Here is a 14628-nt window from a genome sequence, read left to right as displayed (position 1 = left end):
GCAACTGTGGCGAACCCTATATTGAACGATATCGCTTGCCAGAAAGGAGGACTGGGAAAGCGAAACATCCGAATTCGAAAGGGGTTGAAATGACGGAAGTCACAAAGGCTCGCGCAACAGCAGCAGCTGTTGGGTGCGCAATCATTCTGACTACGGGAACGGGCATGACCAACGTTCTCAATGCGATGATCCCGGACATCATGGTGGGATTGGGGAACCCGCCGCTTACGTTGTTCATGCTCGGTCCCAGCGTCGCCACCATCATGGCGTTTCTCGGCAGCATGGTTGCCACGAAGCTCATTGAAAAGCTGACGCCCAAATGGTCGCTTCTGATCGGCACCATCTGCGTGACGCTGATGCTTACGGTGTTCGCCGTGGCCGACCACGTATGGATGTGGATCGCCGCAAACGCCGTCAACGGCATCGTCATGTCGTTCGGGGCTCATGCCGCAGCATCGGGCGTTACCGCCAAGTTCTGGGGTTCCCGCACGCAATCGGTTTACGGCATCGTTTCCGGCGTCTATTCTCTCATGTGCGCTGCAGAGGTGTTTCTTGGTGCGTGGCTCTTGAGCATCGCGGACTATCGTACGGCCATGTGGTTCCTGGTTGTCAGCTGCCTGGTCCTCGGCGTTGGCGCCAACCTGCTTCTGATCGGCAAGATTCCCGGTAAGCCTCTGCATTTCAAAGAAGATGACGTTAAGGTCGAGGAGACCCCCGTTACCCAGATCGGCGTCGATTTGAGCACGGCTCTGAAAAGCCCCTGCTTCTATTTCTTCGCCGCTGTCGTGTTCATCGGCGCGTGGGCGATGAGCGCGATCGGTTCGTTCTCTACGGTGTTCTTCACTACCTACGGCGTCGATTCGGCGACAGCAGCCTCTTGGTTCGGCATTCATACGCTGGCGGGAGCCATCCTGATGCTTTTCGCTGGTTTTCTGACGAATAAATTCGGGGCACGCACAACGGGCGTGATCGTGTTCGGGCTTTTCATCATCGGAATCGTATCGCTGTTCGTATGGTCTTCGGCTGGCGGATTCCCGCTCGTGTTTGCGGGTATGGCGCTCACTTCGACCATCCTCGTCGTTGCCATCCTGCCCTCGCTGTTCATCCCCGATCTGTTTGGCATGAAGCACTACACCAGCATCAACGCCGCTTGTATGGCCGCGTACTTTCTAGGTCACACGGTTGTCATGGTCGCGCTCTCCGGACTCACCGAGATGATGGGCATCAACAACGCGTTTCTCTTTACCGCGTTTCTCGGGGCCATCGCTATCGCCTGCATGATCCTTGCATATGCGACTCGCCCTATGAAGAAGCTGGAGAAAAAGGACGCCGGAACCGCTTTATCCGAATCGTAAACGCAACGGCACCGCTCATCCGGGCGGCTCGATCACCCGGATGAGCACCTTGCGATGTCTCATCTTGATTCGGGCAGGTGCGTCGATCGCCGCAAACCCCCTTCCATCCTCCTCGCCGAAGCAGGGAGCGGCAACCAGCATGCCTGCGAACGAATTGATTTCGCATATCGCTTAACGACACCGAGAGAAAGAGTAAGGAGACAAGCAATGACGGTTAGAAAAACCCGCACGGTGTGCACCACGTGCCATGCGAGATGCGGCGCGGTTGTCTATTCGGAAGACAACAAGATAGTGCGTGTGGAGGGCGATCCGGACAGCCCGCGCTCCCAGGGCGTGTTCTGCGGATCGGGTTTATCCCAGAAAGAAATCCACAACGATACCGATGGGCGCATTCTCTACCCGATGAAGCGCGTTGATTGGGATCCTAAGGGCGAGCGCCATCCTGAAACCCGAGGAACAAGCGAGTTCGAGCGAATTTCATGGGACGAAGCGCTCGACATCATCACGGAAGAATGCTTCCGCATCAAAGACGAATACGGTCCTGAGGCCATCGTCACAGGACAGGGGACGGGTCGCACGACGAACCACTGGCACTGCCGGCTCAATTCCTCGCTCGGGCTTGAAGGCTGGTCGCTCGCTCCGACGCATGTATGCCTCATGCCGCTTATGCTTCCGAACGCCTTCACGCTGGGAATCTACAGCGACTGCGACGGCGATATGGCGAATGCGAGCACGATCGTTCATTGGGGGGCGAGTCCCGCAACTCAGCGCTCGAAGGCGAAGATGATCCTCGATCGCATCGAATCGGGACAGACTAAATACGTTGTGATCGACGTTCGCTATACCGACTTGGCCAAGAACGCCGACTACTGGCTTCAGCCCCGTCCCGGTACGGATTGCGCCTTGGCGCTCGGCCTCATGAACGTGCTTGTGGAAGAGAAGCTCTACGATTCCGATTGGATAGAGAAGTGGACCTACGGGTTCGACGAACTTGCCGAACGCGTGCGCAACTACCCGCCCGAGAAGGTTTCCAAGATCACCGGCGTGCCGGCAGACGACATCGTCGGATGCGCGCGCCTGCTCGGAACCAACGGCCCCACCGCATTCCAAACCATCCTGGGCCCCGGTTGCATGCATACCAATGCGATCCAGACGGGCCGCGCCATCGCCTGCCTTCAGGGTATGCTCGGACACCTCGATGTGCCCGGTGGAATTCCGATCAACGTCGCGTTTTCCGCAATGCTCGATGATCGCATCACCCTATGGGATCCCATGAAGGACCCCGGTCGCTCCGACCTGTTCACCTTCGGCGGCGAGGATTACCCGCTCTACAAAGTATTCGGACGTTCGAATGATCCCGCAACAACCTTCGAAGCCGCCATAACCGGCGAGCCGAGACCCGTCAAGATGATGGTCTTCATCGCGAACGACCCGCTTTTGTGCTACGAAAACGCCAATCGCGTGCACGAGGCTATCACTTCGCCCAACGTCGACACGATCGTGTCGAAGGATTTCTACTTCTCGCCGACGACCAAGCTTGCCGATATCGTGCTTCCCTCATCCGACTGGTCCGAGCGCGACACGATTGACGAAGAGCTTTTCGGAGGACTCGTTATCTCCTCGGAGCGCGCCGTCGACCCACCGGGGGAATGCTGGGACGACTGGAAGTTCTTCCTCGAATGGGGCAAACGGCTCAACCCCGAACACTGGCCGTGGAAAGACGAGAAGGAAATGGTGCTCTGGAGGCTGCGCGAGCTTCTTGGGATGGATATGACCTGGGAAGAGTACGTCGAAGGAGCCTACTTCAAGCTCGATGACGGCAGCGGAAGCGAGGGGCCGGTCTACAAGAAGTACGAGAAGGGGATGATCCGCCCCGACGGGCAGCTCGGCTTCAATACGCCGACCGGACGAATCGAGTTCTGGTGCGACGCCCTCGCTCGATTCGGCTACGATCCGCTTCCCGATTACGATGAACCCGCCGAAACCCCCGTATCGCAACCCGAACTTGCGAAGGAGTACCCGTTCACCCTTGTCACAGGGCATCGCCTCTACGCCTTCTTCCATTCGGCATGGACGAACATCCCCGCTCAGCGCGAGCTGTATCCGCACCCTTTCTTCCTTATACACCCCGACGATGCACGGGAAATCGGGGTCGACAACGGCGAGTGGGCGACCATCGAATCGCCGCGCGGACGCATCAAATCGAAAGCGCATGTAACCTACGAGATCCTCAAAGGCGTCATTGCCGTTCCGCGCCATGGTTGGCGCGACGAATGCAAAGAGCTCGGCTTGCCTGGGTACGGATGGGATCAGGCAAATCCGAACGTGCTGGTTCCTTCCCGCCCGGCCGAGCCGCGATACGGCGCAACCGCGATGCGCTCGTCGTTGTGCCGCGTAAAGAAGGGAGTTGATTTCAATGAGTAATATCGCCATGCTGCTCAATATCGATCGATGCACGGGTTGTTTCGCCTGCCAGACCGCTTGCCGCTCGAACAACGGATTCAGCTATAAGGAAAAATGGATGGAGGTCGTCCGCCGCGATCCGGGCTACGTCGACGGAAAACTGCGCCTTTACCACCTTGTGGCTCCTACGATCGATAAATGTGTAGAATGCTACGAGAAGGATCCGAATCCTCTGTGCTCCAAGCTTTGTACGACAGGGGCTTTGCATGTCGGCCCCGTCGAGAACCTGATGTGGCTGCAGGAAAAGAGCAACGTCGTCATGTTCATGCCAAAAAAGGCCAGTAACGACCAATAGCGGAACAGAGCGCTGCCCGCACATGTGGCGCGTCATCTCGGGAAGAGCGGCGCGCCGCTGCGAGCGGGCAGGATCGGACATGCTTGCATCGTCTTCAGATGGGGGATAGGGGATATGACCGAAATCGCCAAAGGCGAAGCTCAGCCGATCGGGCTGCAGGCAGATGATCGCATCGATATGAAAAGGGTGCTCAAGACCACGGGTGCGATTATCGGATTCATGATTGGAGCGGGGTTCTCAACGGGTCAAGAGACGCTTCAATACTACACTTCAGAGGGATGGGTGGGCATTGCGGGCGCGTTCGTTGCATACGCCTGCGTGTTCCTCATCTTCTACAGCTTTATGGTTACGGGCGTTCGGACGGGCATGTGCCACTCGAAAGACATCTTTCGCTACTACTGCGGTAAACGCATCGGTGCGTTTTACGAGATGGCCACCGTTTGTTTGCTGTTCTTGGTTTCCGTTACCATGGTGTCTGGGGCCGGCACGGTTTTCGGGCAGTACTTCGGCATAAGCGAAGCGATCGGTCGGGGCATAATGTGCCTGCTTATCATGGTGTCGGTGCTTGCCGGCTTGCGCAAGCTGCTCGACGTTCTCGGCTTTCTGGGCCCGCTCATCATCACCTGCCTTGCATTGATCGCGATTGTATCGCTCGCCGGGAATCCGGGTGGAGTGGCGCATGCCCCCGAGTTCATAGAGTCATGCGACCCTCCCATCTTGAAAGCCTCCGGATTCTGGCTTTTGTCAGCCGTTCTGTACGGTATGTCCAACGTCTACCCGTTGACCTCGTACGCTTCAGCGCTCGGAGCGAGGTCTTCCTCCAAGAAAGAGGCCGTTTTCGGCGCCGGGTTGGCTGCCATCGCGTTGGCTGTCGGCGCCTCGCTCGTTATCCTATCCCAACTCGCCAACATCGAACTGGTCTACGATCAGGCGGTTCCCACCTTGGCGCTTGTTCAGCACTATATGCCTGCAGCAGCTGCCGCCGTATTCGCTATCGTGCTGTTCTTCGGCATCTATACGACGGTGACCCCCAGCGTCTGGGCTTTCGCTCAGCATTTCGGCGACGATCACTCGAGGCGATACGCCTTATCTACCGTACTGGCCGTCATCGGCATCTTCATTGTGTCGTTTCTGCCGTACGAGCAGCTGCTCAACGCGATCTATCCCTTTTCGGGATACCTCGCTTACTTCATGATCGGCGCAATGATCGTGAAGCATGCGCGTCTGTTCCTCGAGAAACGACGCAACGGTGAATAGCGACGGTCCCTTGCGCCCTGGAAGATAACGCATTCAATCCTTTTGGGTCTTTGCGGGCTCGGCGACGCTCTGCAAATGCGGGAGCGTCGCCGAAAAACTATGGACCTTGCCCGATCTAGTCATGGCACGTGTAGCACTGGAACACGTCGGCATGATGGCACGAGATGCATTCGTCATGGGCGGATTCTTCGATTCCCTTGTCGGAGTGCATGGAGTGGCAATCGCCGCACAGGATGCCGGCATGCTGTTCCGATGAAAGAACCGAGTGGGGGTTTACCGCTGTTCCTTTGGAATCGGTGACCGAAGCGATTCCCTCCGTTGCCGAGACAAGGTTTTCCAGAGTGCCTTCATGGCATGAAAGGCACAGCGAATTCTCGACTTCGGTTTGTTTGAGCTTGGTCAGCATCTTGCTTGCTGAGGTCGCGTCGCTATGCGCAGCAGCCAAAGCATCCTCGTCTGTGTGGCAGTCGATGCAGGTCATGCTGGCGTGGGCAGATGCTTCGCAAGCGGATTCACCGATGCTTGCGGCAGCGCTCGCTTTCAGCGTGTACTTCGCCAAACCATCCAACAGATCGAGCGTCGCCTCGATCATTGCCGTTTGCTTCCTTTTCATCATCGGCCTGTTTCTGCTTTTCGCTGATCCCAATCGAATATCCGCCTTCGGAATGGATGTAATCAGCATTGCGAGAAATTGTCTCGAGTTCCTTTTGCTCTCCCTGCTGCTTTCAACCGTTCGCATGAGAAAATGCCCTCCGCCTGCACAAGTCCTGAAATATTACTTGCTGCCTTTGTATGCAACGCAGTTCATCAGCTTCTGGGCGGTTCCCGCTCTTATGTCGGCGATGGGTGAAACGGCTGAAGATCGCGTATACGGAGTTATTGCTCTGTGCGTGTTTTTGCTCATGATAGGGATGCTCGTGTCACTGGGAGTCCTGCTGGCTGCAAGGGGAAAGGCGAAAAGCACGGCGGCATCCGCCGCCAATCAGGGCTCAGAAGCAAAGGGGCAGGCAATTCTTTTATCTTCGGAAATGAGTCGTCGGTACGGCCTTACGGAGCGAGAGGCTGAAACGGCTTCTCTTCTGGCGCAAGGTTACAGCTACAAAAGAATTTCGGAACGCCTTTTCATCTCGGTAAGCACAGTGCAAAGCCATACGCGCAGCGCCTATAGGAAATGCGGTGTAAACTCACGTGAAGAGCTGATGGACTTAGCCGAGTCAATCAATCGCGAGTAAGATCGAGATTCGCTCGCTACAGCAAGGGGCCTCTGCTCTCGAACGGAGGACATCCAAGTGTTTCTCAGACGACCATCGGTAAGCGTTCGAAGCGCAGCGGCGAGAGGATCTGCGCAGACCATCGAATCTCAAACCTGTTTACGGGATTCGATAAGATCGAAGAGCTCGCGTTTCGAGTGAATGCCCATCTTGGCATAGATGTGCTTGAGATGGCTGCTCACCGTGTCGCGGGAGATGACGAGTCTCTCCCTGATATATCCCGAATCGCGACCCGACGCGAACAGTTCGAACACCTCGGCTTCGCGTCTCGTGAGGCCGTATTCCGCAATGAGAGCGCACACCGCGTCGTCGCGAGTTGACGGCATCTCGGGCAGCGGCGGTTCAAGCGCGTTGGTTTCTTCTACGGACGCCGCGCTCGCGCCGCCCAGCGCGTGGGGCAGAACGAAAAGCGCCACCGCTAGAAGCAAGACGAGCATTGCGGTGTTGAGCGGCTCGATCGCAATCCCCGGCACCGCCAGATGAATAAGCGCGAACGCGGATACGCCGATATGCCGAGGCACGAGTGCGAGTCCGGTGAAATACGCGGTTGAGCGCTCCATGCGTTTCGAGTACTCCACTGAGGCGAGGATGAGAAAAACGCATCCCAGTAGATTGGCGGCATAGTTGATGATATACGCCAACAGCAGGGCTCCGCTCAATCCGGACAGGGCGACCACCAGGGCGCCTCCAGTGAGCAGCACGACAACCTTGATGGCCGACGAAGTGTGAGTGCTGCGGGAAAAGAAAAAGTCGTAACAGACGCAGACCAAGGCGATGACAATGCCCACGAGTGCCCTGAAGATGAATTGCGGGTCATCGGCGACGCGCATGGACGCGGTTTGGGATTCAACCACTTCGATAGCAAACCATACAACGATATAGAGCACAAAGGTGAAGGGCACCATGCGGGAGGGGAGTATCTTGGAGAACTCGTTCGCCGAAACGTCTCCGAGCGCCGCTCCGTTCGAAGAGGCGAGCCCTTCGAACGGAGCATTATCGCATTTCATGAACCAGGCCAAAACAGCGATGGAGACCACGATCATGAAGACGAGCAGCACTTTGTCTGCCATGCCAGGAGCGACAGTGATGCCAAACGCCAAAACCAAGGAGAACGAGTAGCCTACAGGAACACCTAAGGCGAGATGATTCGAGGGGATGCCTACAAGGACTTTTTGCCAGCACAGTTGCAGAAAGGCCGTACCGATGCCGGTGAATGCAGCGCCGACAACGCACAAGCCGAATGCGGGATCGCTCTCGGCAAAACCCGATACGGCAATAAGGACGGTTCCCATGATTAAAAGAAAACCAGACGCCACCATGGGGCGGCGGTCGGAGAGGTATTGGTCAATGCGCGCAGAGACGCTCATTGCCGCCAACAGACAGACTGCGAATGAAATGATTGAGACGGGCCATGCAGCTTCATAGAACGATTGTCCCGAAACGGCTTGCGCAGGAAGCAGCGTATCGCTCATAAATGCGGCATAGGGCCAAGCTTGGAACATTGCCCAACCCGCGAATAACATTGGTAATGTCTTGCTGCTGTATTGAGCGGTCATGCGGCCCTCCCGAAACGCGCTTTTCACATGGTACCACTCTTGAGGCCGAATGCTGCAACGCACTCGCCACTGACGGCTGCTTCGAACTGCCCGTTTCGGAAATATCACGCTTAAAGGGTGATACGTTTCCCCCTCGAACCGTGACGCGCATCCGACCCCCAGAGAACATAATGGCACCATTCGGAGCTGCAATTTTTTCGCAGCGAAGCCATATAAAGGAGGGCGTTATGACTAAGAGCAACCCAGTCAATCTTGATCGGAGGAGCTTTCTCAAAGGAAGCGTAGTCGCAGGTTTCGGTGTAGCAACAGCGGGAATGATGACCGCATGCAGCTCGAATGGCGCAAGCGACGTGCGGGCGGACAAAGCGGCTGCCGACACCGATGCCCCGAAGACGGTCGCCGAGACCGTCGACTGCGACGTGGTTATCTTGGGCGGCGGTATCTCCGGTCTTGCCGCTGCGGTGCAGGCGGGCGAGAACGGACTCAACGCGATTCTGCTGGAAGCTGCGGGCGAAGTTGGCGGAAACGGCACGGGCGTCGAGGGGATCTTCGGATGCAACACCAGCGCCCAGCAGGAACAGGGTATCGAAAAATTGCATCCCGGCGAAATCATCCGTCATGAGCTAGAGACTTCGTTGCACCTCAGCGATGGCGTTGCTTGGCATGATTTGGTATCCGCATCCGCAGAGAATTACGACTGGCTTGTCAGTAACGGTGTCAAATTCAGCGGCCTTATCAATGATTACGGCGGACTCTTCGACACCATGCATTGGTTCGAGGGCGGCATGGCAGGTGTCGGCTACGTGCCCGCCATGAAGGACAAGGCGCTTTCCTATGGCGTCGACATCCGCGTTAACACGCCTGCGCAGAGCCTCATTTACACCGACGGCAAGGTGGGGGGCGTGTATGCCAAGAACGAGGACGGCGAAGACATCCAGGTCAATGCCAAGGCCGTCGTACTTGCTACGGGAGGCTTCGGCTACAACGACGACCTGCTCGGCCGCTGGGGCTTCAATATGGAGCATCTGATCAAATGCGGCAACCCTATGAACAACGGCGATGGCATCAACATGGGTCTGGCCGTTGGCGCGAAGGATTGCGTTGCCGACGCGTGTTTCCTCTTGGCTCCCGGCATCACGGGCTTAGGCGCCAAGAGCCAGGCCTCTGGCAAGCTGTGCTTTGGAGGTCCCTTCATGTGGGTAAACAAGGATGGCAACCGCTTCGTCAACGAGGATCTGGGCGGCGAAAACATGATGATGACCTACATTCCCAGTTTGGAGCAGGGCGAGACCTTCTGTCTTGCCGACAGCGCCATTTTGAACGCGGCACTCGACGGCGAAGCAAATGCCACGGCATCAGGCGACGTTGACGCACGCACCGACTTTGAAGAAGTGCTGGCAACCAACCCAGCGGACAACGTTTACCAGGCCGATACCCTTGAAGAGCTTGCGAGCAAGTTCGGTATCGACCCTGTCGGTCTCGCCGATGCCGTCAAGCGATACAATGCCTCCTGCGATCAGGGCGAGGACGAAGAATTTGCCAAAGCCCCTGCGATGATGGTGCCCGTCATCGAGCCACCGTATTACATGTGGCGTCTGGATCCCTCCGTTATGGTCGCCATCGGCGGCTTGGGTACCAATCGCAACATGCAGGTGCTCAACGAGGGCGGCGAGCCCATTGACGGCCTGTATGCGATCGGCACCGACGGCGTAAGGCTGTACCGCAAGGTGTATCCCATCCAAATCGCCGCTACTTGCTGTGGCAACAACGTCAATTCCGGGCGCATCGCCATCAATAGCATCACCGCGAACCTGTAAGCGGGTTTCGGGCATGAACCTTTAACGCTGTCCCAAGCCCAACGCTGACCCCCTCCTCGTCTGCCGCTGAGAAGAAAAGCAAATCGCCCTGTTCGCCGCAAGAAAAAAAACGAACAGGGCGATGCTTTTCTACTGGAAATCCAGACTTTACTTGCCTGCATCCAATTCACCTTCGATCAAGTCAAGCAACTCCTGCCTCTTGTGTATATCGAGCTTGCGATATAAGTTTTTCGCATGAGTGCGAACGGTGTCGAGGGACACAGTCAAATTCTCCGCCACCGCCTTAAGCGTGTTTCCTTCTGCCAACAGCAGAGCGACTTCTGCTTCCCTGTTCGATAGCGAATACCGCTCGGATAGCTTGTCGATAACGGCTTTCAGCGCGATCTCCGACGGCACTGAATGCTGGTTGGCTGCGGTCGCGACCTTGCTTTTGTAAACGACGACGAGCACTCCCGCAATTACGGCGAGAGCCATGACCGCCGTCAGTATCGTTGCGGATATCTCCTGATGGGCGCTTGCGATTTGAAGGTCGTTGTCTCTGATGAAAGACGCGATCGTGCTCGGAATCTGCGAGATGATCAGCTGCCCCAAGCAAAAAAACGGGATAGCCGGCAGTTTTTGCTGATAGATGATGCTCGCCATAAAGACCCATGCGAACACCATAAGCGTTCTCCTTGTAGCGCCGAGCAGTCCGGAAGCGGCGCCGGGAGCTATCGATGAGAATGATGAGTACACGAAAAGACCCACGAAGATTATCACCATCAGGAAGGGCCAGAGCGTATCGGGATCGTTTCTCTTCAAGCCGTAAATCCAGATCGCATACGCAAAGAATATCAGAAGGTTTACGGCGATTATGAGATATCTGTACAACTGGTCAGCACTTGCTTGGAGAGTCTGGCCAAGGAGCGCTATCCCGATGGACGAGAGCGCGCAGAGGATTAAAAGAATGATCGGGTGGATGGGGATTTTTCGCAGTTGCGCTCGCGTGATCGGGGACGGATCGTTTTCGGGCGCAACTGTTTTCTCAAGTGCCCATATCAGACAGAAGGCCGCTGCTAGCGGCAGCGATGCGGAAACGAACGAAACGGCATCTGAGGGAATCGAAGTGAAGAACAAAGGGAGAACCCCAACGAGTACTTCGCTGCCTGCGATCGCTAGCGCCGATTTGCTCGGCTCGATCGAGCCGAGCAGCTTTCCGAATGCGAGTAGAAACACAGCGCTTCCGACGCCGCGGAGGATGAGCGCCGTGAAAGCCGACTGCTCACTGCCGTGAACGGGGGAGAATAACAGGAACGATCCTATCGCCTGGAGCGACGCGGCGGCGACAAGCACGATGGATGCCTGTCGAGAGGTGTACGGACAGAAACGCTCGGCTATCAGCAGCAGAATCATCGCGCAGAGCTGTACGGTGATTTCGTTGGGGCCGTTCTGAGCGTTGGACGCGATAAACGCTCCCGAAGAAGAGAACCAAGATGTTAGCTTGAAGAACGCGATGGAAAGGCAAGACAGCAAGAATGTCCCGGATAAGAGAAAATTATCGCGTGGCTCGGTGTCTCGAAAAGGCATTCGGGTTCCTTCGAAGAAAACTGACGTTATCGGATTGTATCATTTGAAGATTGGCATTGCGGGAGCGGGGTTTCGATATTTTGAAGTCGGCGCACGCGGTGAAACGGGATGCGCACCGGGTTTGAAGCCGGTGCGCATCCCGAATCGGATTTGCTGAGCTGATCTTACAGAGCGCGGGCGCACAAGTTGCCGGAAAGCACGGCTTTCTGGATGTTATGGGGCTCGGCGCAATCACCTACGGCGTACGTTTCGATGCCGGCTGTTTCCAGCTCATCTGCCAGCGACAGGTTGGGAACCATGTCATAGAATTCCACAACGCTATCGCACGGAATCGTCTGCGTCAACCCAGAGTCGGTGGTAATCGTCACTCCTGCCTCGTCGACGCTCTCGATAACGGCTTGGCTCCAAATCTTGACACCTTCCGCTTGGAGATACGGAAGCATGTAGGTCTTAAACCAACCGGATTGGCCCTTGTCGACGGCATCGGCGCCATTCGGATTGACGATTGCGACGCTTTTCCCTTGGGATAGAAGGAATGCGGCGAAATCGATCGCCTGCACGCTGGCTCCGAGTACGACCACTCGTTCTCCGAGCGCTGCAGGGCTAAACGCATCTTCCGGTGAAAACACGTTGTCTCCGGAGAACTTGCTTTCTCGAGCGCCGCCAACTGCGACTACAACGGCATCCGGCGCCTGCTCTTTTACGAAGGAGGCGTCTACCTCCTTGCCAAGTTCCACGTTGACGCCGTTTTTCTCAAGCTGGGCGGAGATGTAGGCGATATAGTCGTCGAAGCGCTCGTGGCTGCCCTTCACGCCTCGTGCGAAGTGGAGAAGGCCGCCGAGCTTGGTTTCGGAGTCGGAGATCGTAACGCTATGACCGCGCTCTGCGGCTACACGTGCTGCCTCCATTCCTGCAGGACCCGCACCGATGACCATGATGTTTCGCTTGGTCTCGGCAGGCGCAGGCGTCATACCTTCAGGCATCACATCGGTGAGCGAGTTGAAGGACGAGGCGTTCATCCGGCAGCTCGAGGGAACGGCCTTATTGGTTCCGATGCTGTCGTGGCAGTGCATGCATTTCATGCACGGTCTAACATCTTCGCGACGGCCTTCCTGCATTTTCTTTACCAACTCGGGATCGCAATTCAAGGGGCGGTTCATGAACACCAGGTCGATCTGCCCCTGCTTCAGTGCTTCGTTCAGGTAATCGGGACCCATGCGAAGGTCCATACATGCCGCGCATCCGACAGGGACGTCTACCGCTTCTTTGATGGCAGCGACCAGCGGGAGGAAGGAAGCGAATCCGGAATGGCTGCCGTCTACGAGCCCCCCGAAATGGGACTTGTAGTTGAACTTGGTGCCAAACCCGGTGAGCCCATCGGCTTCCGGAGCAATGTGCTGGACGTCAGGCGCCCAGATGTTCATTTCCTGCGCCTTTGCGCCTACGCGAACCTGTATCCAATCGGCACCGGCGGCAACGAGAGCTTTTGCAATCTCCTTCGCCTCTTCGTTGGTTATGAACCGAGCGTCGTCTCCCAGAGACGCATCGTTTTCCTCGATGCCGTTGATCAGGGCGCCGACAGGGAAGTCTTCGCCGTTAACCTCCTTTATTTTCGATATCATGCGGCAGAAGAGACGAGTGCGGTTTTCGATGCTCTGAGGGCCGTACTCGTCTTCGCGCTTGTTGACCCTTCGCGTCAAAAAGCCGTTCAGGGCATCTGCGCTGGCCCCCTTGATCTCGATGCAGTCGAAGCCAGCCGCCTTGCTGCGCTCGGCGGAGATGCCGACATTTTCGATAAATTGGTCAAGTTCTTCAATCGGAGTGTCGTTTATCACGGAGTCGGGGACGGTCGGTGCCGCGCCGCCGAAGCACATTTGGAATCCGATTTTGCTGCCGGCATCGTGTACGGCCTCCACCAGAGGAGAAACCAAGCCAATGGCTTCATCGACGCTTCCCTTGATCTTGTCGAGCGAGTCGGGGGAAATTCCGGTGTTTGCCAAAACACCGCCCGCAAGAACGATCAACGATACGCCGTTTTGCGCCATCGCTCCGTACAGCTCGGTCGAAACGGTGATCTTATCGTTGTTGCTGTCGGCCCATGGGGAACTGCCGGCGGATTTGATAATGCGGTTCGGCAGCTCCATAGCTCCGAGCTTAATGGGGGAGAATACCTCTGCGCAATCTCCCTCGAACGCATCAAACTCTTCGTCTTGCGGGTTGAGCTCCTGCACCGCTACGGCATCCGCCATGCCGAGCGCCTGGAACATGCAGGCATCAATGCCCTCTTTGATGGCAAGGCTGCAGAACGTGGCACCGGTAACGGCATCGACTTCGCTTGTCTTTCCGTTTTCGACGACCGCGGCGCAATAATCATCGATCGCCGAAGCATAGACGGGGAAGTAGTCTTTTTCGGAAGAGCGCAGCACCTGATACGTTGCATCCGTGAGGCTCTTTTCATCGAAGGTGCAGGTTATCTCGGCAGTTGCGTAAGGCGTCTTCTGCTTGCTGGTGTAGGTCCCTTCTGCATAGAGCTTGCCATCGGGGGTGGTTTCGTTCGAGCAGCCTGCAAGCGTGACCGAAGCGGTCGAAGCCAATCCCAAGGCGGTCAGAGCCATACCTCCGACGAAGCCCCTGCGCGAGAATCCAGTTTGCCCCCTCGCTTCGCTCGGTTGTTTCGTTGTTTCGTTTTCCATTCCTCTCCCTTTCTTTCGATCGGTATTCGCTTTTGCATGCGAACGAAGCAAAAACTAAAGAACGGGCCTGAGTCAGACAATCGCATTGAGCGGGTGAAAGTGACCCTAGTGACTCACATTGTGGATGTGAGTTTCAAGAAAGGGGAGGTGAAAGACTGTTATTTTGGAAATCTTATATCAAGACATTGGCTAAAACCGGACCCAGCATTCCATGCAATCGAGCAGTCCGGAAGATGAAGGCGATGATGCACATGACCTCCGCATCCAAAGGTATTCGGTGTCCCGAGCGGGGTTGCTCGGCTTGGATATTCGCCTTCGTATCCGTCGGCTATACGCTGCATTTCTCGAAGATATG

10 protein-coding genes are annotated in these 14628 nt (G+C 56.4%); 6 read left to right on the top strand and 4 right to left on the bottom strand.

Going from position 1 to position 14628, the window contains the following annotated elements; all coding sequences use genetic code 11:
• Positions 1 to 89 precede the first annotated feature (89 nt).
• The 4 genes from C1719_RS08355 to C1719_RS08340 all read left to right on the top strand — a co-directional run bounded on the left by C1719_RS08355 (position 90) and on the right by C1719_RS08340 (position 5370).
• The gene (locus tag C1719_RS08355) at positions 90 to 1355 is read left to right on the top strand and encodes an MFS transporter (RefSeq protein ID WP_180963535.1); all 1266 of its coding nucleotides are present in this window, start codon (positions 90 to 92) and stop codon (positions 1353 to 1355) included.
• Between the two features lie 207 nt (positions 1356 to 1562).
• Positions 1563 to 3779, top strand: coding sequence for a molybdopterin-containing oxidoreductase family protein (locus C1719_RS08350; protein WP_102374682.1), 2217 nt, complete (start codon positions 1563 to 1565; stop codon positions 3777 to 3779).
• Positions 3772 to 4113, top strand: a complete 342-nt coding sequence (locus C1719_RS08345) for a 4Fe-4S dicluster domain-containing protein (RefSeq protein WP_102374681.1) — start codon at positions 3772 to 3774, stop codon at positions 4111 to 4113. The genes C1719_RS08350 and C1719_RS08345 overlap by 8 nt, the downstream gene beginning before the upstream one ends.
• A 114-nt stretch (positions 4114 to 4227) precedes the next feature.
• Positions 4228 to 5370 (top strand): YkvI family membrane protein, encoded by a 1143-nt coding sequence (locus C1719_RS08340; RefSeq protein WP_102374680.1) that lies wholly within the window; start codon positions 4228 to 4230, stop codon positions 5368 to 5370.
• A gap of 115 nt (positions 5371 to 5485) precedes the next feature.
• Here C1719_RS08340 and C1719_RS15715 read toward each other — a convergent pair whose 3' ends face one another.
• Positions 5486 to 5851, bottom strand: coding sequence for a hypothetical protein (locus C1719_RS15715; protein WP_180963534.1), 366 nt, complete (start codon positions 5849 to 5851; stop codon positions 5486 to 5488).
• Here C1719_RS15715 and C1719_RS16210 point away from each other — a divergent pair.
• Entirely contained in the window at positions 5841 to 6602 is a 762-nt protein-coding gene (locus C1719_RS16210) for a helix-turn-helix transcriptional regulator (RefSeq protein ID WP_180963533.1), read from the top strand. The genes C1719_RS15715 and C1719_RS16210 overlap by 11 nt on opposite strands.
• A 128-nt stretch (positions 6603 to 6730) precedes the next feature.
• Here C1719_RS16210 and C1719_RS08330 read toward each other — a convergent pair whose 3' ends face one another.
• On the bottom strand, positions 6731 to 8113 hold the full coding sequence (locus C1719_RS08330) for a helix-turn-helix transcriptional regulator (RefSeq protein WP_180963532.1): 1383 nt from the start codon (positions 8111 to 8113) through the stop codon (positions 6731 to 6733).
• Positions 8114 to 8424: 311 nt separating this feature from the next.
• On the opposite strand from C1719_RS08330, the gene C1719_RS08325 reads away from it, so the two are divergent.
• Positions 8425 to 10014, top strand: a complete 1590-nt coding sequence (locus C1719_RS08325; RefSeq protein ID WP_180963531.1) for an FAD-dependent oxidoreductase — start codon at positions 8425 to 8427, stop codon at positions 10012 to 10014.
• Positions 10015 to 10161: 147 nt separating this feature from the next.
• On the opposite strand, the gene C1719_RS08320 is transcribed toward C1719_RS08325, so the two are convergent.
• Entirely contained in the window at positions 10162 to 11580 is a 1419-nt protein-coding gene (locus tag C1719_RS08320) for a helix-turn-helix transcriptional regulator (protein ID WP_102374677.1), read from the bottom strand.
• Positions 11581 to 11744: 164 nt separating this feature from the next.
• A complete protein-coding gene (locus C1719_RS08315) occupies positions 11745 to 14273 on the bottom strand; it encodes an oxidoreductase (RefSeq protein ID WP_102374676.1) in 2529 nt (842 codons plus the stop codon).
• Positions 14274 to 14628 lie beyond the last annotated feature (355 nt).

Source organism: Raoultibacter massiliensis, assembly GCF_900199545.1.
Classification (GTDB): Bacteria; Actinomycetota; Coriobacteriia; order Coriobacteriales; family Eggerthellaceae; genus Raoultibacter; species Raoultibacter massiliensis.
This window is presented reverse-complemented; position numbering and strand designations above follow the sequence as displayed.

Bases quoted from the DNA above. Each gene is read 5' to 3' on its own strand.
- C1719_RS08355 (WP_180963535.1), top strand. From the start codon at position 90: ATGACGGAAGTCACAAAGGCTCGCGCAACAGCAGCAGCTGTTGGGTGC.
- C1719_RS08350 (WP_102374682.1), top strand. From the start codon at position 1,563: ATGACGGTTAGAAAAACCCGCACGGTGTGCACCACGTGCCATGCGAGA.
- C1719_RS08345 (WP_102374681.1), top strand. From the start codon at position 3,772: ATGAGTAATATCGCCATGCTGCTCAATATCGATCGATGCACGGGTTGT.
- C1719_RS08340 (WP_102374680.1), top strand. From the start codon at position 4,228: ATGACCGAAATCGCCAAAGGCGAAGCTCAGCCGATCGGGCTGCAGGCA.
- C1719_RS16210 (WP_180963533.1), top strand. From the start codon at position 5,841: ATGCAGGTCATGCTGGCGTGGGCAGATGCTTCGCAAGCGGATTCACCG.
- C1719_RS15715 (WP_180963534.1), bottom strand. From the start codon at position 5,851: ATGACCTGCATCGACTGCCACACAGACGAGGATGCTTTGGCTGCTGCG.
- C1719_RS08330 (WP_180963532.1), bottom strand. From the start codon at position 8,113: ATGAGCGATACGCTGCTTCCTGCGCAAGCCGTTTCGGGACAATCGTTC.
- C1719_RS08325 (WP_180963531.1), top strand. From the start codon at position 8,425: ATGACTAAGAGCAACCCAGTCAATCTTGATCGGAGGAGCTTTCTCAAA.
- C1719_RS08320 (WP_102374677.1), bottom strand. From the start codon at position 11,580: ATGCCTTTTCGAGACACCGAGCCACGCGATAATTTTCTCTTATCCGGG.
- C1719_RS08315 (WP_102374676.1), bottom strand. From the start codon at position 14,273: ATGGAAAACGAAACAACGAAACAACCGAGCGAAGCGAGGGGGCAAACT.